23 protein-coding genes are annotated in these 19,616 nt (G+C 71.2%); 13 read left to right on the forward strand and 10 right to left on the reverse strand.

The genetic code is table 11. The annotated features are described in order from the left end of the window. Positions 1-200 precede the first annotated feature (200 nt). Complete coding sequence (gene purC / locus HPY23_RS16240) at positions 201-995, reverse strand: phosphoribosylaminoimidazolesuccinocarboxamide synthase (protein WP_048429422.1); 795 nt, start codon at positions 993-995, stop codon at positions 201-203. 364 nt (positions 996-1,359) lie between these two features. On the opposite strand from purC, the gene HPY23_RS16245 reads away from it, so the two are divergent. Continuing rightward, positions 1,360-2,142, forward strand: a complete 783-nt coding sequence (locus HPY23_RS16245; RefSeq protein ID WP_091884818.1) for an HpcH/HpaI aldolase family protein — start codon at positions 1,360-1,362, stop codon at positions 2,140-2,142. A gap of 17 nt (positions 2,143-2,159) precedes the next feature. Here HPY23_RS16245 and HPY23_RS16250 read toward each other — a convergent pair whose 3' ends face one another. Next, positions 2,160-2,840 carry an alpha/beta hydrolase gene (locus HPY23_RS16250; RefSeq protein ID WP_091884821.1) on the reverse strand — a complete coding sequence of 227 codons (681 nt, stop codon included), beginning with the start codon at positions 2,838-2,840 and terminating at the stop codon, positions 2,160-2,162. A gap of 63 nt (positions 2,841-2,903) precedes the next feature. Beyond that, positions 2,904-3,605, reverse strand: a complete 702-nt coding sequence (locus tag HPY23_RS16255; RefSeq protein WP_091884823.1) for a DNA-3-methyladenine glycosylase family protein — start codon at positions 3,603-3,605, stop codon at positions 2,904-2,906. 6 nt (positions 3,606-3,611) lie between these two features. On the opposite strand from HPY23_RS16255, the gene gluQRS reads away from it, so the two are divergent. Next, positions 3,612-4,442 carry a tRNA glutamyl-Q(34) synthetase GluQRS gene (gluQRS, locus tag HPY23_RS16260; protein WP_091884826.1) on the forward strand — a complete coding sequence of 277 codons (831 nt, stop codon included), beginning with the start codon at positions 3,612-3,614 and terminating at the stop codon, positions 4,440-4,442. Between the two features lie 8 nt (positions 4,443-4,450). Here the strand turns inward: gluQRS and HPY23_RS16265 are convergent, their stop codons facing one another. Beyond that, positions 4,451-5,407, reverse strand: coding sequence for a GlxA family transcriptional regulator (locus HPY23_RS16265; protein WP_236012452.1), 957 nt, complete (start codon positions 5,405-5,407; stop codon positions 4,451-4,453). A gap of 107 nt (positions 5,408-5,514) precedes the next feature. On the opposite strand from HPY23_RS16265, the gene HPY23_RS16270 reads away from it, so the two are divergent. Then, positions 5,515-6,183 carry a DJ-1/PfpI family protein gene (locus HPY23_RS16270; RefSeq protein WP_091884832.1) on the forward strand — a complete coding sequence of 223 codons (669 nt, stop codon included), beginning with the start codon at positions 5,515-5,517 and terminating at the stop codon, positions 6,181-6,183. An 18-nt stretch (positions 6,184-6,201) separates the two neighbouring features. Here HPY23_RS16270 and HPY23_RS16275 read toward each other — a convergent pair whose 3' ends face one another. Then, on the reverse strand, positions 6,202-8,250 hold the full coding sequence (locus tag HPY23_RS16275) for a peptidoglycan DD-metalloendopeptidase family protein (RefSeq protein ID WP_418888696.1): 2,049 nt from the start codon (positions 8,248-8,250) through the stop codon (positions 6,202-6,204). 531 nt (positions 8,251-8,781) lie between these two features. Beyond that, positions 8,782-9,483, reverse strand: coding sequence for a YehS family protein (locus HPY23_RS16280; RefSeq protein WP_200649647.1), 702 nt, complete (start codon positions 9,481-9,483; stop codon positions 8,782-8,784). 265 nt (positions 9,484-9,748) lie between these two features. Here HPY23_RS16280 and HPY23_RS16285 point away from each other — a divergent pair, with 265 nt between their 5' ends. The 5 genes from HPY23_RS16285 to HPY23_RS16305 all read left to right on the forward strand — a co-directional run bounded on the left by HPY23_RS16285 (position 9,749) and on the right by HPY23_RS16305 (position 13,209). Beyond that, positions 9,749-10,171 (forward strand): hypothetical protein, encoded by a 423-nt coding sequence (locus HPY23_RS16285; protein WP_200601491.1) that lies wholly within the window; start codon positions 9,749-9,751, stop codon positions 10,169-10,171. 74 nt (positions 10,172-10,245) lie between these two features. After that, positions 10,246-11,088, forward strand: coding sequence for a hypothetical protein (locus HPY23_RS16290; protein WP_200601490.1), 843 nt, complete (start codon positions 10,246-10,248; stop codon positions 11,086-11,088). Beyond that, on the forward strand, positions 11,085-11,447 hold the full coding sequence (locus tag HPY23_RS16295; RefSeq protein WP_200601489.1) for a helix-turn-helix domain-containing protein: 363 nt from the start codon (positions 11,085-11,087) through the stop codon (positions 11,445-11,447). The genes HPY23_RS16290 and HPY23_RS16295 overlap by 4 nt, the downstream gene beginning before the upstream one ends. A gap of 71 nt (positions 11,448-11,518) precedes the next feature. Further along, complete coding sequence (locus HPY23_RS16300) at positions 11,519-12,031, forward strand: hypothetical protein (RefSeq protein WP_200601488.1); 513 nt, start codon at positions 11,519-11,521, stop codon at positions 12,029-12,031. 182 nt (positions 12,032-12,213) lie between these two features. Then, positions 12,214-13,209, forward strand: a complete 996-nt coding sequence (locus HPY23_RS16305) for a BsuBI/PstI family type II restriction endonuclease (RefSeq protein ID WP_200601487.1) — start codon at positions 12,214-12,216, stop codon at positions 13,207-13,209. Here the strand turns inward: HPY23_RS16305 and HPY23_RS16310 are convergent. The 4 genes from HPY23_RS16310 to HPY23_RS16325 all read right to left on the reverse strand — a co-directional run bounded on the left by HPY23_RS16310 (position 13,206) and on the right by HPY23_RS16325 (position 15,572). Next, on the reverse strand, positions 13,206-14,780 hold the full coding sequence (locus tag HPY23_RS16310; protein WP_200601486.1) for an Eco57I restriction-modification methylase domain-containing protein: 1,575 nt from the start codon (positions 14,778-14,780) through the stop codon (positions 13,206-13,208). The two genes, HPY23_RS16305 and HPY23_RS16310, sit on opposite strands and share 4 nt — an antisense overlap. Positions 14,781-14,869: 89 nt before the next feature. Then, positions 14,870-15,166 (reverse strand): hypothetical protein, encoded by a 297-nt coding sequence (locus tag HPY23_RS16315; RefSeq protein WP_200601485.1) that lies wholly within the window; start codon positions 15,164-15,166, stop codon positions 14,870-14,872. Next, positions 15,163-15,333, reverse strand: a complete 171-nt coding sequence (locus HPY23_RS16320) for a hypothetical protein (protein ID WP_200601484.1) — start codon at positions 15,331-15,333, stop codon at positions 15,163-15,165. Before HPY23_RS16320 ends, HPY23_RS16315 begins: the two co-directional genes overlap by 4 nt. Next, a complete protein-coding gene (locus HPY23_RS16325) occupies positions 15,330-15,572 on the reverse strand; it encodes a hypothetical protein (RefSeq protein WP_200601483.1) in 243 nt (80 codons plus the stop codon). The genes HPY23_RS16320 and HPY23_RS16325 overlap by 4 nt, the downstream gene beginning before the upstream one ends. Before the next feature lie 309 nt (positions 15,573-15,881). On the opposite strand from HPY23_RS16325, the gene HPY23_RS16330 reads away from it, so the two are divergent. The 5 genes from HPY23_RS16330 to HPY23_RS16350 are packed head-to-tail and all read left to right on the forward strand — an operon-like array spanning position 15,882 to position 19,561. Next, a complete protein-coding gene (locus HPY23_RS16330) occupies positions 15,882-17,537 on the forward strand; it encodes an AAA family ATPase (RefSeq protein WP_200601482.1) in 1,656 nt (551 codons plus the stop codon). An 11-nt stretch (positions 17,538-17,548) separates the two neighbouring features. Beyond that, positions 17,549-17,773, forward strand: a complete 225-nt coding sequence (locus HPY23_RS16335) for a hypothetical protein (RefSeq protein ID WP_200601481.1) — start codon at positions 17,549-17,551, stop codon at positions 17,771-17,773. Further along, a complete protein-coding gene (locus HPY23_RS16340) occupies positions 17,770-18,360 on the forward strand; it encodes a hypothetical protein (protein WP_200601480.1) in 591 nt (196 codons plus the stop codon). Before HPY23_RS16335 ends, HPY23_RS16340 begins: the two co-directional genes overlap by 4 nt. Before the next feature lie 11 nt (positions 18,361-18,371). After that, positions 18,372-19,193: a metallophosphoesterase gene (locus HPY23_RS16345; protein ID WP_236012451.1), complete on the forward strand. Its 822-nt coding sequence runs from the start codon at positions 18,372-18,374 to the stop codon at positions 19,191-19,193. 2 nt (positions 19,194-19,195) lie between these two features. Next, entirely contained in the window at positions 19,196-19,561 is a 366-nt protein-coding gene (locus tag HPY23_RS16350) for a hypothetical protein (RefSeq protein ID WP_200646703.1), read from the forward strand. Positions 19,562-19,616: the final 55 nt, after the last annotated feature.

Here is a 19,616-nt window from a genome sequence, read left to right on the forward strand (position 1 = left end):
CGGTGCGATCTGAAGGCTTGGCGTCAGCACCCAATCCCTAAGCTACAACAATGCTTTATGCTACGCTCGCCACCCCAGATCCACCGTCCTCGTGAATAAGACGGGCTAGTCCCCGGACAGCCCTGTCGCCCTAACGGCGACGGGGCCGCTCCCTCTCGGAAGCGACCCCGCCACATCGGACCGGACGGCCGTGGAGGCGCCTACTGCACCAGGCGCGGCCCGCCGGTCTGCACCTTCTCGTTCTCGCCCAGGATGCCGAGGCGACGGGCCACCTCGGAATAGGCCTCGATCAGGCCGCCAAGGTCCTTGCGGAAGCGGTCCTTGTCGAGCTTGTCCTGGCTCTTGATGTCCCAGAGCCGGCAGGAATCCGGGGAGATCTCGTCGGCGACGACGATGCGCATCATGTCGCCTTCCCAGAGCCGGCCGGTCTCCATCTTGAAGTCGACGAGGCGGATGCCGACGCCGAGGAAGAGACCCGACATGAAGTCGTTGACCCGGATGGCCAGCGCCATGATGTCGTCGATCTCCTGCGGGGTCGCCCAGCCGAAGGCCGTGATGTGCTCCTCCGACACCATCGGGTCGTTGAGCTGGTCGTTCTTGTAGTAGAACTCGATGATCGAGCGCGGGAGCTGGGTGCCTTCCTCCAGGCCCAGCCGCGTTGCCAGCGAGCCGGCCGCCACGTTGCGCACCACCACCTCGAGCGGGATGATCTCGACCTCGCGGATCAGCTGCTCGCGCATGTTCAGCCGACGGATGAAGTGCGTCGGCACGCCGATGTCGTTGAGGTGCTGGAACACGAACTCGGAGATCCGGTTGTTCAGCACGCCCTTGCCGTCGATCACCTCGTGCTTCTTGGCGTTGAAGGCGGTCGCGTCGTCCTTGAAATGCTGGATGAGCGTGCCGGGCTCGGGACCCTCGTAGAGGACCTTCGCCTTGCCCTCGTAGATGCGACGGCGGCGGTTCATAGGCGTGTACCGTGGTTTGAGGAAGTCCATGGGGCCGAGGCTCCTGACGACGTGTGGGACCCGCGGCGCGGCGACCTCTCAGGAGAAGGTCGGGCCGGGGGATGCGTCGAGCGGGGGCGTCCCGGCGGCCGGCGGTAAAATACCCGAACCGCGAAGGCAGCACAACGCGTTGGCCGGAGCGCCCGGGAGGCGCCCGGCCGCCGCTGCGATGATGGCGGTCGTTGGTCGCGACGATATGCGCACGCCGCCGCCCCGATGCAAGCGTGGCCGGAGGGGGCGGCATGTCGCGGGCGCGGGCGCCGTGCCTCGACGCCGCCGCCCGGCCTGACCTAAGCTCGCCCGCGCGGGCCGCGGCGAACGCGCGGCCGGCCAAAGCATGCCGGGAGGGACCACGATGGCGGAACGGGGTGGAGCGGTGGCCGCGCTGGCGGCGCGATTCCGCGAGGGCAAGCCGCTGATCACGGCCTGGTGCGGGATTCCCGAGCCCCTCGTGGCGGGGCTGCTGGCGGCCGAGGCGTTCGACGCCGTCACCCTCGACATGCAGCACGGCGCGCACGACTTCGACAGCATCAACCGCACGATCGCCCTGGTGGCGGCCCGCGGCAAGCCGACCCTGGCGCGGGTGCCGGTCGGCGGTTTCGCCACCGTGTCGCGGCTCCTCGATGCCGGGGTCTCGGGCGTCATCGCCCCGATGGTCAACACCGTCGAGGATGCGCGCCGCTTCGCGGCCCTGGCCAAGTACCCGCCGATGGGCGAGCGCAGCTGGGGGCCGAACCCGGCGCTGGCGCTCTCGGGCCTGGCGCCCGAGACCTACCTGCGCGAGGCCAACGGGATCTGCCAGACCCTCGCGATGATCGAGACCCGGGAGGCGCTCGCTGCCCTCGACGACATCCTGGCGGTGGACGGGATCGACGGCATCTTCATCGGCCCCTCCGACCTCTCGATCGCGCTGTCGAACGGCGCCGGCCTCGATCCGGACGGCACGGCGGTGCGCGACGCGCTCAAGCACGCCATGGCGCGCACCCGGGCGGCGGGCAAGCGGATCGGCATCTACGCCCTCTCGGCCGCGCGCACCCGCGAGCTGATCGCCGAGGGCTTCGACCTGATCGCGCTCACGGGCGATTCCGCCCTGCTGCGGGCCGGCGCCCAGGCGGCGCTCAAGGAGGCGCGGGGCTAAAAAACCCCGCCGCGCGATCAGGCCATGCGGGAGGCCCGGGCGAAGCCCGCGGCGATGAACTGCCCGGCATGGTGCAGGGCGCCGTCGTCGATGCCGTGACCGATCCCGGCGGAGAGGTGCCACTCCGCCGGCACGTCGGCGGCGGCGAGCGCTTCCGCCGAGAGAAACAGCGCGTCGACCGGGATCACCTCGTCCTGGTCGCCGTGGGCGAGCAGCACCGGCGGCACCGCGGTGACCGCCGGCGCCAGGCTCTCGGGGCCCTTGCCCTCTTCCATGACCAGCATGCCGGACAGGCCGACCACCGCCGCCACCGGGGCGGGACGGCGCAGGGCGACGTGCAGCGCCATCATGCAGCCCTGGCTGAAGCCCACCAGCGCGAGCTGATGCGGCCCGAGGCCGTGCGCCTCGAGCTCCGCGTCCAGGAAGGCGTCGAGCGTCGGCCCGGCCCGGTTCACGCCGCGCCAGCGCTCCTGCGGATCGCGGAAGGTGAGCGAGAACCATTGCCGCCCGAAGCCCTGGATGCAGGGCTCGGGCGCGTGCGGCGCCACGAAGGCGGCGTCGGGCAGGAGCGGCTGCCATTCCTGCGCCAGGTCGATCAGGTCGTTGCCGTCGGCGCCGAAGCCGTGCAGCAGCACGACGAGCTGGCGCGGCGCGGCGCCCGAGCGGGGCATCAGGCGCGGGCCGGTGAGGATCGGCATCGGGGTCGGGCTCCGGGTGATCGGGACGGGAGGCGGGCGGCGCCGGGGCGCCTTCGCGCCGACTTACGAAGAGAGAGGCGCGCCGTCGCGCGCCTTGGCCACCCGGTAATAGGCCCACAGGACCTTGGCGGCGACCCCGCGCCACGGGCGCCAGGCGTCGGCACGGCGCGTCAGCGCGGCGGCGCTCGGCCGGGTCTCCAGCCCGTCGGCGAGGCGCGCGGCCTCCTGGAGGGCGAGGTCGCCGGCCGGGAAGGCGTCCGGGTGGCCGAGGCAGAACAGCAGGTAGACGTCCGCCGTCCAGGGGCCGATGCCGTGGACCGCCACCATCAGCCGGTGGGCCTCGTCCGCCGGCAGCGCGTGCAGGGTGTCGAGCGGCAGCGTGCCGTCGAGGATTGCCGCGGCGGCCGCCCGCAAGGTCCGGATCTTCGGCGCCGAGAGGCCGGCCTCGCGCAACAGGTCGTCCGGCGCGGCCGCCAGGGCCTGCGGCGTCAGGTCCGGCATGCGGGCGGTGAGCCGGCCCCAGATCGCCGCGGCGCTCGCCGTCGAGATCTGCTGGCCCACCACGATGCCGGCCAGGCCCGCAAAGCCCGGCGGGCGCTTGCGCAGGACCGGTGCCGCGCCCTCCGCGGCGAGCCGCGCCATCACCGGGTCGAGGGCGGCGAGCGCCGCCACGCCCTCGCGCAGCACCGCCTCGGAATCGAGGAGCGGCCCGGTGACGCCGGCGGCGTCCGGGCTTATGGCGGGGAAAGCCCTCGTCGTCCGCATCCCGCCGTGTCGCCTCCCCGCCTGCGCTTCGCCCCGAGCCCGAACGGGCGCCTGCATCTCGGCCACGCCTACTCGGCGCTTCTCAACGCGGAGATGGCCCGGGCGCTGCACGGCACGCTGCTCCTGCGCATCGAGGACATCGATCCCCAGCGCTGCCGGCCGGAGCTGACCGAGGCGATCCTCGCCGACCTCGCCTGGCTCGGCCTGGGCTTTCCGGAGCCGGTCTGGCGCCAGTCCGCCCGGATGTCCACCTACCGCGCCGCGCTCGAGGCGTTGCGCGCGCGGGGCCTCGTCTATCCCTGCACCTGCACCCGCCGGGAGATCCAGGCCGCCGCCGGCAGCCGGCGCGACCCCGACGGGGCGCCGCTCTATCCGGGCACCTGCCGCGGCCGGCCGGTCCCCGACGGCCCCCATGCCTGGCGCCTCGACACGGCGCGCGCGCTGGCGCTCTGCCCGGGCCCCCTTGCCTACACGGCCTTCGCGCCGGGGGAACCGGAGACCGTCCGGGTCGCCGATCCCGCCCGCTGGGGCGACGCGGTCATCGCCCGCAAGGACGTGCCGACGAGCTACCACCTCGCGGTGGTCCTCGACGATGCCGCGCAGGGGATCACCCACGTGGTGCGCGGCCGGGACCTCGAAGCCGCCACCGACCTCCACGTCCTGCTCCAGCGGCTCTTCGGCCTGCCGACCCCGCGCTACCACCATCACGACCTCATCCGCGACGAGGCGGGCGACAAGCTGTCGAAGAGCCTGCGCTCGGAGGCGCTGGCGGCGTTGCGCGAGCGGGGGGTGAGCCCGGAGGCGGTCCGGGCGCGGCTCGGCGTCCCGGCCCGGTGACGCACCCGTCAGCCGGCGAAGCGCTCGCGATAGGCGCGCGGGCCGGTGCCGACGCGGCGCAGGAAGCCCCGGCGCAACGTCTCTTCCGAGCCGAAGCCGCAGGCCCGGGCGGCACGCCCGACGCTCGCGCCCTGCTCCAGCAGCCGGCGGGCCGCCTCGATGCGGATCTCCTCCACGGCGCGGGCCGGGGTGCGGCCGGTCGCCTCGCGGTAATGGCGCGAGAAGCTGCGCGGGCTCATCGCGGCCCGGGCGGCCAGGGCCGGCAGCGAGAGATCCGCCGACAGGTTCTCGCGGATCCAGGCGTGCAGGCGGTCGAAGCGTCCGTCGCCCGCCTGGAGGGTCAGGACCGTGCTGAACTGCGCCTGCCCGCCCGGCCGCTTGAGGTAGACGACGAGCTGGCGCGCCACCGCGAGGGCGTGGTCGCGGCCGAGATCCTCCTCGACCAGGGCGAGGGCGAGGTCGATCCCGGCGGTGACGCCCGCCGAGGTCCAGACCGCGCCGTCTCGCACGAAGATCGGATCGGGATCGAGCCGCACGGCGGGATGGGCCCGGGCGAACTGGGCGCAACGTCCCCAATGCGTCACCGCCCGGCGGCCGTCGAGAAGCCCGGTCGCCGCCAGCAGGAAGGCGCCGCTGCACACCGAGGCGGTGCGCCGCGCCGCGCCGCTTCGCCGCCGCAGCCAGTCGACGAGGTCGCCGTCCAGGCAGGCCGCGTCGACGCCCTGGCCGCCCGCCACGACGAGCGTGTCCAAGGGCGTCACCGCGGACGGCAGGCTCTCCGCCGGCAGCGGCAGGCCGGCGCTCGAGTCGATCGGGGTCGTCCGGGCTACCAGGGCGGTCTCGTAGGGACGATGCGGGCCGGCCGCGAGGTCGTTGGCGGTGGCGAAGACCTGGAGCGGCCCGGCGACGTCGAGGAGCTGGACGCCCGGGAAGGCCAGGATCTCGATGCGGCGCGCGTGCGGCATGGGGGATTTCGGCGAGGGGTGGCTTTGGCGGGAAACGAGGGCATTCTGGCGATCGCGCCGAGGCATGCGGGTTTACGCTGACCGGCGTCAACCGGGAGAACGCCCTCGTGTCGCTCAGCTTCGGAATCCTCGTCTTCCCGCAGGTCCAGCAGCTCGACCTGACCGGGCCCTACGAGGTCTTCGCCTCGGTGCCCGAGAGCGCCGTCCACCTGATCTGGAAGGACGGCGAGCCGGTGCGCTCGGCCACCGGCATCCCGTTCGTGCCGACCGCGACCTTCGAGACCTGTCCGCCCCTCGACGTGCTCTGCATCCCGGGCGGGGCCGGGGTGAATCCGCTCCTCGAGGACGAGGCGGTGCTGGATTTCGTGCGTGCCCGCGCCCGCGAGGTCCGCTACCTCACCTCGGTCTGCACCGGCGCGCTGGTGCTCGGCGCGGCCGGGCTGCTGAAGGGCAGGCGCGCGACGACCCACTGGTACGCGCACGACTTCCTCGCCCGCTTCGGCGCCGTGCCGGTGCAGGACCGGGTGGTGCGGGACGGCACCCTGATCACCGCCGGGGGCGTGACCTCGGGCATCGATTTCGGGCTCGCGGTGGTGGCCGAACTGCTCGGCCGCGAGGAGGCCGAGACGGTGCAGCTCACCCTAGAATACGCGCCGGCCCCGCCCTTCGGCGCCGGCACCCCGGCGGAGGCGCCCCCCGCGGTGCTGGAGCGGGCGAGGAAGCGCCTCTGCGGCTCCCGGGCGGCCCGGGAGGCGATCATCGGCCGGATCACCTGAGCCCGCGAGGGCGCAGGGTCAGCGCATCGCCTCGCGCTGGGCCAGGGTGGTGGGCGCGCCGGATTTCTGGATCAGCCCGTCGATCTGGTCGCGCTGGCGCCGGAACTCGGCGAGCAGCCGCCCGTCGAGCTCGCGGCCGCGGGGCACGCGGATCTTCATCGGGTCGACGAAGTGGCCGTTGATGATCACTTCGTAGTGCAGGTGGGCGCCGGTCGACAGGCCGGTCGAGCCGACATAGCCGATGATCTGGCCCTGGCGCGCCTTGGTGCCGGTGCTGACGCCGCGGCCGAACCGGGACATGTGGTTGTAGGTGGTGACGTAGCCGTTGGCGTGCTGGATCTCGACCCGGCGGCCGTAGCCCGAATCCCAGTCGGCCTTGATCACCGTGCCGTTGCCGGCCGCGAAGATCGGGGTGCCGATGCGGATTGACCAGTCGACGCCGGTATGGAGCTTGGCGTAGCCGAGCACCGGGTGGCGGCGGTAGCCGAAGCCCGAGCTCATGTTGCCGTCGGCCACCGGCTTGCGCAGCAGGAACTTCTTCAGCGACCGGCCGGCCTCGTCGAGGTAGTCCACGCTGCCGTCGTCCGGCGACTGGAACCGGTAGATCCGCCGCGACTCGCCGCCGAGGTTGAGGGCCGCGAACAGGATGTCGGGCCGCTCGGACGAGCCGCCGGCCTCCTCGTCGTAGGTGTAGAACAGCTCGATCCCGTCGCCGGTGGCGACGCGGCGCTGGAAGTCGACGTCGTAGCCGAAGATCCGCACCAGGTCCTCGACGGTCGAGCGCGGCAGGTCGTGGCGCGCGGCGGTCTCGTAGAGGCTGGCATAGAGGCGCGCGCCCGTGCCCTCCTCGTCGTCCTCGGCCTCGGGCTTGGCGGCGGGCTTCTGGGCCACGCCCTCCGGCACCGGCGGGGCCACCGATACGAAGCCGCCGCGGTCGTTCATCGCAGCGATCGCCTCGACGCCCGACTCGCCGTAGAGGATCACCCGGGTGAGCTGGCGCGGATCGCCGAGCTTGGGGCCGGGCCCGATCTGGAGCCGCATCTGCTGGCCCTCGCCGACCGCGCCGGAGCGGACCCGCGTGCCCAAAGCCGCCAGGATCGGGCGGATCTGCTCGTCGAGGCCGCCATTGGCCTTGAGCACGCCCTCCAGCGTCTCGCCGCGCTTGATCGCGACGTCGCGATCCTCGACCAGGGGCGCGTCGCGCTCGCGCTCCATCTTGGCGAGGTCGGTGACGTTCTCGCGCATCACCCGGACCTCGATCGACTTGAACGGGCCGGACGCGCCGCCGAAATCGGCCGTGCCGTCGAGGCCCGGCAGGGTCGTCATGCTGCGCAGCGTGCGCGAGAGCATCAGCTGCGGGGCGATGGGCAGCGCCGCGCGCCGCCCGGCCTCGGCGGCGAGGCGCCGCTCCTCCTCGATCTGCGCCGCCACGTCCTCGTCCGAGAGGGCGGGGGAGCCGGCCGGCACCGCGAGGTCGCCGAGGTCGCGCTTGACCACCGACACCTCGGCGTCCGGCGCGTCGGCCGCGGTGCCTTGCGCTTCCGGCGCGCGCTCGAGCCCCGGATCGCTGAAGAACCGCATCGGGTCGAAGGGCGGGATGTCGGTCGCCGCCATGCCGGCGGTGGTCGAGAGCGCGGTGGCGATCCGCACGAAGGGCCGGACCTTGATGATCTCGCGCTCGCCCGCCCGCAGGGTGACGGGCGCCTTGAAGCTCTGCTTGGCGAGCGCCACCATCGGGTTGCGCACCAGCCGGTCGCCCTTGCGGGTGAGGTTGGTGCCGCCCTCGCTCGCCACCGGGCGCGGGGCCACCGCCACTGCCTGCGGCAGCTCCGCGAACGTGACCTCGCCCTGGAGCGAGACCCAGATCGCCGAGCCGATCAGGCCGGCGCCGGTCATGCCGGTGAGCACGCAGGCGGCGAGCCAGCGCAGGTTCACGTCCCGGCGGTCGGCCCGCGGCGAGGCGGCGCCCGTGAGGTCGAGGGGCGGTTCGCGGCCCGGATCGGCCGACCGGCCGCGCGGCGCCTGCTGGGATCCGACCGGGTCGAGGCGCGCGCGCTTCACCGTCACTCCTTCGCCTTCTCGTATCGGTGCCGCGACACGGCGCGATCTGGCGCCGCGGGGCCGGGCAGGGAGCGCTCCGCGCTGCCGCGACCATGCGTGGGCGACGCCTGGAAATCAACGGCGGGCGGGGCCGGCTCCCCAGGGGGATCCGTCCGGCTTCCTCGTCGGTCTCTCCGGCGCCAGGATGTCAGGATTGAGGCCGTTCCGCGGTCGGCGCCCGCAGGCAGGCATCGACGGCACCTTGCGATGCGCGACCAACGGCGAAGGGCTGCTGCGAGAGGCGGGAATGATTGGTCGGAGCGGCAGGATTTGAACCTGCGACCCCCACGTCCCGAACGTGGGAACGTACAGGTGCGTTCCCCAGCGCAGGGCCGGTTTTCCCTTCGGGGAGACCTTCCTCGTCGTCGTCCGCCATGGTTCTCCGTCGTCCCCGATCCGTGGCCCACGAGCCCCAATCTGTGGCCGACCTGTGGCCGGGGAACGTGCCGGGAACGGCGTGTCCCTGTCCAGGCCACGCCCCGGTCGCCGGTCCTTGGCTCAGGGCCGGATCGCGCGCCCGACGATGTCGATCGCCTTGTCTAGGCGCCGGACCTCGGCGTCGTCGCCGGCATCGAGCGCCTCGACCCTCCGGCGACCAAGCATGCGGACTTCCTCCATGCGCTCGGCGACGGCGATCGCATCGGAGACCCAGAGCGCGGTGTCCGCGTCGTCGGCCCAGTCGTGGGCCTGGGTCTCGACCCTCATGCCACCGTCGGCCGCAGGCAGGATCTGAGCGCGCACCGCCAGCTTGCACCGGCGCCCGTCCCGGCCCTGCAGCGGCAGGAAAGCCCAGCCCCTCGTCAGAAGGAACGCGATCGAGCCGAACTCCAGCGTCACCGGCTCCCCGGCCTCCAGTCGCGAAAGGGGGTGCTGGTCCCGGGTTGCCCACAAGGCCCCGCCAAGGCCGACCTGGGCGTCGACCGCCATCGCCCTCACGCGGGCCGCGGTGACCCCAAGGACGTCGGCTGCCTCGGAGGCGGTCGCACAGACCGGATCCCCGGCGGCGTTCTCGATCACCGCGAGGGCGACGTCCGGGCAGGCCCGGTGGCTCTTAGAGGTTTCGGGCTTGAGCCAAGCGTCGACGGTGGCGTCGGAAGCCCGGGCGATGCGGGCGACGTCGGCCTTCGTGAGGGCGAAGCTCTCCATGAGGGAGATGAGACTTCTGCGGTTCGACATGGGGTCCTCAAGCGAAGCGGGCATCGATGGCGGCGTGCTCGGGCCCGTGCAGGCCGACATCGACGAGCTCAGGGAATTTTAGGGTACAATGTACCCATTCTTAACCATGCTAGGTACATTGTACCGCTATCGAACTCCTTTGCCCCGCTCCGCGAAGAGCCCCCCCTGACATCTTGCCGCACCTTCGTGGCATTAATTTTAATGCCACTCCCTTGAACGCGACCCCGTGCGTGTTAATTTTATTGCCATCGGGCAGGCAGTCTCGCCCCCGTCGCACGGAGCTCGTCGGATGACCACGATCGCCACCATCGCCGCCAAGGAGATCGCCCTCTCGCTCTGCAAAGGTTCCTACCAGACCTCCCTGGTCCATGGGGCCGCGTCATGGTCCGGATCCGACCTCAAGGGCACGGCTGCGCGGTACGGCGGGCGCTATCGGGAGAGCCGTCAGAGCCTGATCGACGCCTGCAAGGGCGCCGGGCTCCGCATCGTGGTCTCCGCGATCGGCAACCGCGGGAAGATGATCGCGACGATCCTGACGCACGAGGAGGCGCGCCGGATCCCGGTTACGACGACCGGGGGCGACAATCGCATCGAGGGACGCGCCCTGGAGCAGCGGATCTATCGGGTCAAGAAGCGGCTGGCCGCGGAGGAGCGCAAGCGGGCCCGCGAGCTGGCGCTCGACGAGGCTGCCCTGTCGCTTCTCGCCGCCTGAGACCTGCCTCGGGGCTCCCTCCGCCTAGGGCGGATGAAGGGAGCCTCGCACTGGCCTCAGGGGGAAGCGCGATGTTGCTGGACGATCTCGTGGTCGGCATTAGGCAGGCGTGGGAAAGGGGGCCGACCCCCGATCTCCGGGACGCGGTCGACAGGGTCGATCATATCCTCGAATTCGGACAGCGGTTCGTGCTCACGCCCGGCGTCGTTCGGCTCGCCAACGACCTCGCCGACGGATGCCGCGATCCGCACGGGCAACTCGCGCATGTTCGCGTGCCGGGTATTGCGACATGGATCGAGTGGCATGGGGCCGTGCCCTGGTCCACCCGCGAGGCCCGGCGCGCGGTCTACGTCGTGTCGCTCGATCCGACGCGGCCGATCACGGGGGACGCGATGTGGATGCACCCGACCCCCGGCGGGGCCTACGTCAGCAGGAACTGGGTCTTCTCGGAGGGGACATGGAAGGGCGAGCCCCCCTTGCCGCCGCATCGCGCGGCGCATTTCGAGGAGCCGACCGGGACGCCCCTGCAGCTGGCCTGGCTGATCTCCGTCCTCGCCCTGATCACGACGCCCAGGATCGTCGAGCGGGATCCGGTCGACCTCTCCCGCGTCAACCGGGCCCGGGCGAAGCGCGGGAAGCGCGAGCTCGTCGGGTACAGCGAGATCGTCCTGAGGCGCGACGGCCCTGAGGAGGACATGGGTCGGGCCTACGGCAAGTCCCCGGCCCGCGACGGCGACGACGTCGTCCGTCGAGCCCGCCACCACGTCCGGACGCACTGGCGCCTGAAGCGCGGGCGGATAGAGATCGTACGTCCGCACTGGCGCGGGGACGAGAGCCTCGGCACGATCCGTCAGATCCACCGCGTCGCGCGCCCGTCGGAGCGCGTCAGCCGCTCAATCCAGGAGACCAGCACGTGACCGCCTCTGCCCCAAAGCCGCGTCGTGAGGTGAAGGTCGACCTCACCGGCCTCACCGAGCGGCAGCTGTCCCTTCGCACGCGCGTGATCCGCCTCGGAGAGTGCATATTCGGAGTGCGCTGGCAGTCCGATCTCGCGGCCGCCCTGGCGAAGGAGGCCCGCCGTCCGGTCGGACAAGCCCAGGTCGCCCACTGGATCTCGGGGCGACGGCCGGTCCCCGAAGCACTGGCTCCGGCCATCGAGAGCCTTGCCCACAAGCTGGCCGAGCAGCTCCTCCATCGGTATGACATCGTCATGGCGGATTGGCCGAAGCCGTTGCCTCGCCGGGACGCCAAGGCGCTGGATCCCCTGCGCCCCTGAGCCTCCGCACCCGCCCGGGCTTGCCCCGGGCCGCGGCCGGCCCGAGGATGCCTGCCTGAGCGGAGGGGGCGATGGGCGATTTGCGGGAGGCCATCAGGTCGGGGACGCTGCAGCGGATGGAGCGGGCCCTCGCCGACGTGGACGCCCGGCTAGATGGGCTGCGCGCCGAGAGGGATCGCCTGGTCGCCTCGATAGCCGAGGTGGAGGCCCCGGAGGCGGGGGAGCCCACGCGGCCAGCCGGCCACACCGAGGACGACCGCGAGCCGCTCCTTCCCGTCACCTCCCCCCGCGTCGAGAACGCCTTGCGGGGCATCATGCGCGACTGCGGGTTCTCCGAGGCGCAGATCGCCACGCGCTTTCCCGACCGCACTGAGGACGCCACGCCCGAGCCCGCCGTCCTCGCCGTGGTCACCCTCGCGGCCGACGGCCGCCTGGTCGTCTCCGCGCCGGGGACGCCCACGACCCGGATCGTCGCCCTCCGCCCGAAGCTCGCCGGGGCCGCGGCGCAGCGGGTTGCCGAGGTCGTCGAGGACGCCTTGGCCGAGCGGGATCGCCAGGGCCCGGGATTTTCGGAACAGATCTAAGGCAGATCCGCCGTACTGCCTTAAAAACGTTGCGAAAATCCGGGGGCCCGTTGGAGGCTGTAGCAACCACGCAACGAGCAACGAGAGGTTGTCTGTCAACCCGATTCCTGGCGTGACTCCTCAAATGGGCGGGCCGTATAGCCTTGGCGCACGGGGCCATTACGGGGGCTTTTGGGATGGGTTTGAGCGACCGGTTCATCGCGTTGCGCGATGAGCGGCTGAAGACGGGGGCCACCGTCCCCGACAGCCTCCAGGGCGTCAGCAAGGGCCGGGTGCGGGCGGTGCTCGGTGGCCTGGCTCTCGACAAGAACCAGATGCTCATCGACTGCGTCTACGCCCTCCTGGACGACGAGACCCCGAGCTTCTTCGCGCGTCGGTGGCCGACGAACATGAAGTTCTCGGACGGCGCGACGACCGCAATGCTCGCCTGCCACATTGGGTTCCTGCAGGGCGACCACGGGAAGCACGATCGCGAGGGGCGGGACCAGTGGATCAAACCGCTGCGAGACCTCGGGGGCATCGAGGCGGTCACTCTGATCGACGGCGCCTTCGTCCCCGGTCACCCGATCGCCAAGTCTGGCAACTCCTCCTACCGGCTCAGCGACGACTTCGTGGCGATCCTGCGCGCCCCGGAGGACGAGTGGCAGGACCTGCTCAGGAAGTGGGCGGCGGCGGACGCGACCCGGGCCCGGCGCGAGTTCCAGGCAGTGGCCGCGGAGGCCTCGAAACGGCTCGTTGGCACGGGGCATGCTTCCCTAATCGACGCCAGCATCGAGCATTACGCCAAACGGTTCCTGCCCGGGTACGAGGTCCTCTACGTCGACGACAGCGACGGTGACCGCATCAGCGACGAGGAGCGAGCCAAGCTCGCTCGCGCCGGCGTGGAGATCAAACTCGATGATCCGATGCCGGACGTCCTCCTATGGAACCCCAAGACCGATCGGCTCTGGGTCATCGAGGCGGTCACCAGCGACGGCGAGGTTGACATCCACAAGGTGAAGCAGGTCAGGGCCATGGCCGAGCGGTGCGGGAAGGCGGGGGTCGACTTCACCACCACCTACCTGACTTGGAAGGACGCGTCCTCACGCCAGGGCAAGCATGGCAACATCGCCGTCGATACCTACCTCTGGATCCTGGCCGATCCAGCGAAGCATTGGCTCGCCGGGTCGTTCAACTAGGCCACGAGAAGGTCGGCGCCGCTCACGGATCCCAGCACGTCCGCCACGAGCCCATCGATGAGGGCGAGATCGGTCACCCCCCGGGCGCGCCTGCCAAGCGCCCGGATGGTCGGGATCGGCGGCATCGGCATCGCCCGGATCTCGGCGGCTCCGACCTGCGTGTTGCCGTTCGTCGCCCTGAACCAGGTGTCGAGGAGGGTCGAGTTCAGGAAGGCGGCGAGGCCGATCGCCTCCTCCTCCGTCAGGGAGCCGCCCGGCCGGTAGATGTAATTGAGGTGGTTCTCCAGGCCGACCATGGGCACGTCCATGGAGGCTGCGAGGTAGGGGGCGGCCACTAGGCGCCTCTTCTCCTCCTTTGCCGAGAAGCGGCGCAGCACGACATAGTTGGCGTTCGGCACGAGGATGTTGCGGGATGCCATCCGGTCGAGGATGTGCTCGTTCTTCCGCTTCACCAGGGGCCATCGCACCTCCATCGGGTGGATGTGGTTCAGCCAGAGGAGCGGCACGGTCCCCGGCCCGCCTGTCGGGCTCTGGAACTCCTTCGCCCGGAACGCCACGACCGGCCCGGTCGAGATCTTCCAGCCGTGCGAGGCCAGCCGGTCGGACCAGGCGTCGACCGACCGCATCAGGTCCTCGTCGTCGGCCGTCGCCGGCATGCGCAGGACCAGGTCCTTCGAGGCGAGGTCGAGCACCTCGCCGATCGGCTTTGTGCGGGTCTCCCGCTCCGCGAGGTCACGGATCCCGGCGGACGTGCTGATCGTGACCTCGCCCTCCGACCAGCCATCGTCGCGCACGGCGTGCAGGATCACGTTCTCCTGGAGCACCGCATCGCGCGCGAACGCGTCCCTGCGGGACCCGAAGACGTGCATCTCCTGCGGCCGCACGAGACCGAAAAACTGACGCCGGAAGGCCCGGAAGTAGTCGCCCGAGGCGAAGCTGCGGGGGGTAATGAAGACGAGCTCGCCGCCCTTCCGGAGGAGCGCGGCGCCGATCGCCATGAACAGCCCGTAGATATTGGGCTGCCCGTGGACGACGCTCAATGCCGCCTGCGCCCTGGGATCGGCCTTGTTCAGCTTGAAGTACGGCGGGTTGGCGATGACGACATCGAACGTGCGGTCGGATGACGGCGCGAACAGGCCTCCGAGCCCCTGGAGGGCGTCGGCGTTGGCAATCACGAAGTCCTCGACGCGAAGGTCGTATGTGAGCTCGGCCCCTCGGCCCTGCGCCCATCGAACCGCGGCGGCCAGAACGCCGTCGAGCTTCTTGGCGAGCTTGCGATCCACCTCGTAGGCGACGAGGTGAAGCCGCTTGGCCCCGGCTTCGACGAGGCCCCTGATGGCAGCCGTCGAGAGGATCCCGCCACCGGCGCACGGATCGAGCACCCGTACCGCGCCGGTGCGCGGGCTGATGTAGGATGCCATGAAGCGGGCGACGTCGGGCGGCGTCAGATATAGGCCGTGCGCCTTCCGGTGCTCCGGGGTGACGAGGGACGCGTAGGCCGAGCCGACGGCGTCGCTGTGCGCGACGGGGTCGACGACGTTGGCAGGCTTGCTCGAAGGCGTGTCGTTCATGGCGTCAGCATACCTGGCGGAGCTTCCAGATCACCTGCGCCATGGTGGTTTTCCCTGGCCTTTGTGATTTCTACCGCGCAAGCCCTCGCTCACGCCCGCCTCCTCGCCCTGGCCGCGGCCGCCCGCTTCGCATGGCGGTTCGCCCCGGCGAAGGGATGCCTCACTCTCGGGGCGGGGAAGACCCGCTCCAGGATGTCTCTGACGCCGCGGCGTCGGATGGGCACCATGACCTCCTCGCCGTCCGCATCGAGGACGATGCCCTCCATGTCGTGGACTGCTGCGTGCGCGCGGGCGTGCAGCCCGATCCAGGTATGCCGCGGGCTGTCGAGCCAGTGCCGGAGGACGGCCTCGCGGTGGGCCTCGATTTCGACTGCGCCCTCGCTCACCGACGGGTGTCCTTCGTTGAGGACGCCTGCGCCTCGGCGAGGAACCGGTCGAGGTCGAAGTCCCTGCTAGGCAGCGCCCAGTCGAGGGCCGCCACGATGGCGAAGAGGGCGACCATCAGGAGCAGGACGCCCACCGACAGCCACAGGACGAGTTCTGGCAGGCTCACGCGTGGCCTCCATCGAGCAGGCCGCGCCCCACGAGCACGGTGTAGACGGCGGCCGCGAGCTGCCGGTCGTCGAGGCCGTCCTCACGACCCTTGGCGAGCACGGTGCGGATCAGCTCCCAGGGGGCGGGAGGCTCCACCGGTTCGCGCCACCACGGGCAATTCGGGAAGCGCGCGGCGAGCCTCGCGCGCAGCTGCGGCGGGAGCGCCTCGATCGTCCCGCCTGTCACCTCGATCCGCATCCCGTCGCCTCCGTCACGCGCCCGGATTCGAACGTACCATTTTTGCCGATTCGGCACTGGACTCCCCGCCAAAAATCGCGCAGCCCCTGATTCTTACTGCCCCAGCGGCATGCGCGATTAGCCCAGGGAAATATTCACCTTCGCGGCATCCCGTGCTTGCGGGCGCGCCGGATCGCCGGCATCGTGACAGCCTCCTCGAACGGGACATCCCCGCGCATGTCTGCTCTCTCGAAACGGAAACCCGCCACCGCCGCCTGAGCCCTGCTCGGCGTGCACCTGCGCGTCCCCGTTCCAGAGAGCCTGCCCCCGATGTCGAGCACTGCCTACAAGGCGGCCGCGGAGATCCGCGCGCTGATCCTCAACCCCGTCCTCGTCGCCGGCCCCCGAGAGCCGAGAGCGCCCCTCGCCGCGATCAATCGCGTGTTCGGGGGCGAGCACATGCAGTGGGACGCCACGGTGGACATGGACGCCGTCCTGCGACCGCTGGCCCGACGCGACGGGCTGCCGGGCGAGTGCAAGCACGCCCTGCAGGCGGCGATCACGAAGCCGAGCGCGTCGACCGCCTCCCGCGCGGAGCGTGCCCTGCTCACGGCCTGCAACCGAGAGGGCTTGCCCGACGGGCTGCCCACGGCGCTCTTCGAAGCCGCCAGGCTGCTGCCGTACCACGCCGCGGCCCTCGGATCGGCCGAGGCTGCGGCCCGCATCTCGGCCCGAAGCCTGGACGTCGCTTGGACGTACCTGCGCGGCTCCGACGTCGGGCGAGGTTGGCTCGCGCTGAGGGCAGCTCTGCTGTGGGCGAGTGACGCGCAGGAAGACCTTTCGGACGTCAAGTATAAGCCAAGGCCGTTGTTTGACAGACTGACAGCATTCGACCTGCAAGCGATGACTTTCGCGAGATCGTTCGCAGCAATCGCGAAGGCGGAGGAGATGATCTCCGACGAGGACGCGATCCTGCGCGGGGGCGCCGGGGCGTCGGCAAGCGACATGGCGCGGGCGGGTGACCTCCCGGGCCTGGACGAGGACCTGCCGACGCTCGGGGCGATCCTCGACGCTGCGCGGCCGTCGGCCCCGGCTTCCCGGCCGGCGCCGGGGCTCGTCGTTGTCCCATCGCTCGCGCACCTGCCCGAGCCGGCCAAGTCGACGCGGGACCGGCGGGACAGCCCGCGCGCCGAGTTCGAGCGGATCGAGAACAAGCCGCTGCCGCTCCTCCCGGCGCCCGACCCGCACGCGTTCGCGGAGGCTGGCGCGGCCAGGGCCCCCTGGCTGCGGCCCGTGTTCGAGGTGCTGGCGCAGGACCTCGTCGGCGCGCCGTACGCCCGGATCCGGCCGACCGCGTTCGTCAGCCGCCCCGGCACCGGCAAGACGGCAGCGATCCGCGCGGTCGCGCAGGGCCTCGGCCTGGCGCTGCGCGTCTACAACGCCGCCGGGGCGGCCGACGGTTCGTTCGGATCGACCTCTCGGCAGTGGTCGACCGGCAGGGGGTCGATCCCGCTCCAGACCGCACTGGCAGAGGGCGTCGCGAATTTCGTCGTCGGGATCGACGAGATCGAGAAGTCGTCGCCTGACCGGAGGAACGGCTCGCTCCAAGACGCCTTGCTGCCGTTCCTGGAGCGGGAGAGCGCCAGGCAGATCTTCGACACGTTCATCGAGGCCAACGTGAACCTGTCGGCCGTGAGCTTCATCGTCACCGCGAATACTCTGGATGGCGTCCCGGGCCCCCTCCGGGACCGCCTGAGGATCCTTGAAGTCCCGTCCCCCCGGCCGGAGCATCTGCCGATCGTGGCGGCGAACCTCGTCGCCGAGATCCGCGCCGAACGGGGCCTGGACGAGGCGTGGCTGCCCGGCCTCGACGAGGACGAGCTCGCCCTCCTGGCGCGGCACTGGAAGGGCGGGAGCCTCCGCCCTCTCAGGAGGCTCGTGGAGACCCTGGTCGCCGGTCGCGACCGTCTTGCTCCCCGGCACTGAAGGAGGCCGCGATGGTGCACGACACCCTCGATGCGATCGCCGCGCGGATCCAGGCGGCGTGGGAGGCCGGCCGGATCTGCGCGCTCGTCGGCCGGGGCTGCCGAGCGCGTGTCGTCCGCGTTGCCCGCCTCGCCGCCGCCGGGCGCCTTTCTCCGGCGGAGGCCCTGCAGCTGGCCCGCGAGGCGGAGGCGCTGGCCCTCTGCTTCTTGCCTCTTCCTGTGGGAGACGACCTGTGATCGATGACGAGTTCTACGCGATTGCGGGCCGCGCCCTGAGCGAGAACCGCTTCGCCAAGACTATCCAGGTCGAGAGGATCTCCCCAACTGGCTTGGGCCCCATGATCGAGTGGACGTCGTCGCGCGCCTTGGACGTCAAGACCCAGGACAACGACGGCTTCTACCATCCCCGCGCGAGCACGGTCCTCAACATCCTCGCGCGGACGCTGGCGCTGCGCTGGAGCACCGGGATGCCGCTCTGCCCGGTCGATTGGGCGATGCGGCTGCACCGCGGCTACCCCGACCTGGTCTCCGGGCTCCCGGCCGTCGGCCCCGGGTGGTCATGGCTTCTCGCGGGCGCGGCCGACTACCTGACGCAGTTCTCGGGCGGCGTGAAGATCACCACGCACGAGATCAAGGAGAAGTACGGCACGCTTAGGTGGCATATCTCGACGAGCGAATTCTCGTCCGACATTGAAGAACACATCGATTGCGTTGACTTTCTGTCAGGTTTCATCTGCGAGAAATGCGGAGCGCCTGGAGAGATCATCGAGATCAGGGGCTGGATGCGGTCCCGGTGCCTGAAGTGCACGGGCGCAGCGATCTGAGGGAGGTGGGCATGCGGATCTGGATCTTGTCTGACCTCCACGTCGACGCGTCCCCCTGGACGCCCCCGGCGGGGCTGACCTGCGACCTCGCGCTCGTCGCCGGCGACGTCGCCGACGGACTGTGCCGACGGGCGATCCCGTGGCTCGCCGAAAACGTCGTCCCTCGCGCCCGGGGCACGGTCTACGTCCCGGGCAACCACGATTTCTGGAGGACTAGGCTCCCCGACGAGATCGCAGCCGCGCGTGAAGCCTCGATCATCGCGGGTATTCGCATGCTCGACTGCGGGCAGGCCGTCAGCTTCGAGGGCATCCAGTTCATCGGTGCGACCCTGTGGACTGACTACCGGATCACCGGCAACCGATCCATGGCGCTCTCTACTGCAGGGGATCGCCAAGGCGGTATGCGGGACCATCGGCTGATCCAGGGCCGCGATGCCCGGGGGACTCCCGCGCCCTTCAGGCCGCTCGCGGCCGAGGCGCTCCACCTGCAGCACCGGGGGCGGATCGAGCGCGCCCTGGCGGAGCCGTGGGACGGGCCCCGCATCGTCGTCACCCACCACGCCCCGCATCCGCGGTCGTTGTTGCACGGGGAGGTTCGCGAGATGATCGATGCCGCCTATGCTTCGGATTTGACCGATATACTCGAAGGACCGCATGCGCCGGACCTGTGGATACACGGCCACATCCACCGGAGCGTCGACTACACAGTTGGCCGGACGAGGATCATCGCGAACCCGAGGGGTCACGACACCTCCCACCGGCGCCGGGATGGGGTCTGGGTCCAGGAGCTGGAGAACCCCGCCTTCGACCCTGGCCTGATACTGGAGCTCTGACGATGCGCAGCACCATCCTCGCGGCCGCCCTCCTCATCGGGGCGTCCGTCCCCGCCGCGGCCGCCTTCGTCACATCCCTGGACGACGGGCAGGGGCGGAAGGCGTGGCTCCGCTGGGAGCCCGGGACCGGCGGCGTGCGATGGAGCCTCAGCTGCCTCGACACGTCGGATCCGCGCAAGCCGGACGAGCTCTTCACGTACCGGGGGACCGCGCCGGCCGAGGTCGGCTTCGTCGAAGGGCGAGCCGATGACGTCGCCGTGCCCGGCCGGTTCGTCCTCGCGACGCGTGGCCTCTCGCCCTACCTCCAGATTTGGCTGCAGGGATGCCCGGCGAACGGCAGGGCCGTCCTCATCCGCCAGGTCCGCTAGGCCGCCGGGGGCTCCTGCTGGGCTAGGACGCGCTGGATCCGGGCGACCTGCCGCT

The sequence above is a fragment of the Methylobacterium ajmalii genome, assembly GCF_016613415.1.
Lineage (GTDB): Bacteria > Pseudomonadota > Alphaproteobacteria > Rhizobiales > Beijerinckiaceae > Methylobacterium > Methylobacterium ajmalii.

Coding starts and splice junctions, on each gene's coding strand:
- purC (WP_048429422.1), bottom strand. CDS start 995: ATGGACTTCCTCAAACCACGGTACACGCCTATGAACCGCCGCCGTCGC.
- HPY23_RS16245 (WP_091884818.1), top strand. CDS start 1,360: ATGGCGGAACGGGGTGGAGCGGTGGCCGCGCTGGCGGCGCGATTCCGC.
- HPY23_RS16250 (WP_091884821.1), bottom strand. CDS start 2,840: ATGCCGATCCTCACCGGCCCGCGCCTGATGCCCCGCTCGGGCGCCGCG.
- HPY23_RS16255 (WP_091884823.1), bottom strand. CDS start 3,605: ATGCGGACGACGAGGGCTTTCCCCGCCATAAGCCCGGACGCCGCCGGC.
- HPY23_RS16265 (WP_236012452.1), bottom strand. CDS start 5,407: ATGCCGCACGCGCGCCGCATCGAGATCCTGGCCTTCCCGGGCGTCCAG.
- HPY23_RS16280 (WP_200649647.1), bottom strand. CDS start 9,483: ATGCCCGCTTCGCTTGAGGACCCCATGTCGAACCGCAGAAGTCTCATC.
- HPY23_RS16285 (WP_200601491.1), top strand. CDS start 9,749: ATGACCACGATCGCCACCATCGCCGCCAAGGAGATCGCCCTCTCGCTC.
- HPY23_RS16300 (WP_200601488.1), top strand. CDS start 11,519: ATGGGCGATTTGCGGGAGGCCATCAGGTCGGGGACGCTGCAGCGGATG.
- HPY23_RS16310 (WP_200601486.1), bottom strand. CDS start 14,780: ATGAACGACACGCCTTCGAGCAAGCCTGCCAACGTCGTCGACCCCGTC.
- HPY23_RS16325 (WP_200601483.1), bottom strand. CDS start 15,572: ATGCGGATCGAGGTGACAGGCGGGACGATCGAGGCGCTCCCGCCGCAG.
- HPY23_RS16330 (WP_200601482.1), top strand. CDS start 15,882: ATGTCGAGCACTGCCTACAAGGCGGCCGCGGAGATCCGCGCGCTGATC.
- HPY23_RS16335 (WP_200601481.1), top strand. CDS start 17,549: ATGGTGCACGACACCCTCGATGCGATCGCCGCGCGGATCCAGGCGGCG.
- HPY23_RS16345 (WP_236012451.1), top strand. CDS start 18,372: ATGCGGATCTGGATCTTGTCTGACCTCCACGTCGACGCGTCCCCCTGG.
- HPY23_RS16350 (WP_200646703.1), top strand. CDS start 19,196: ATGCGCAGCACCATCCTCGCGGCCGCCCTCCTCATCGGGGCGTCCGTC.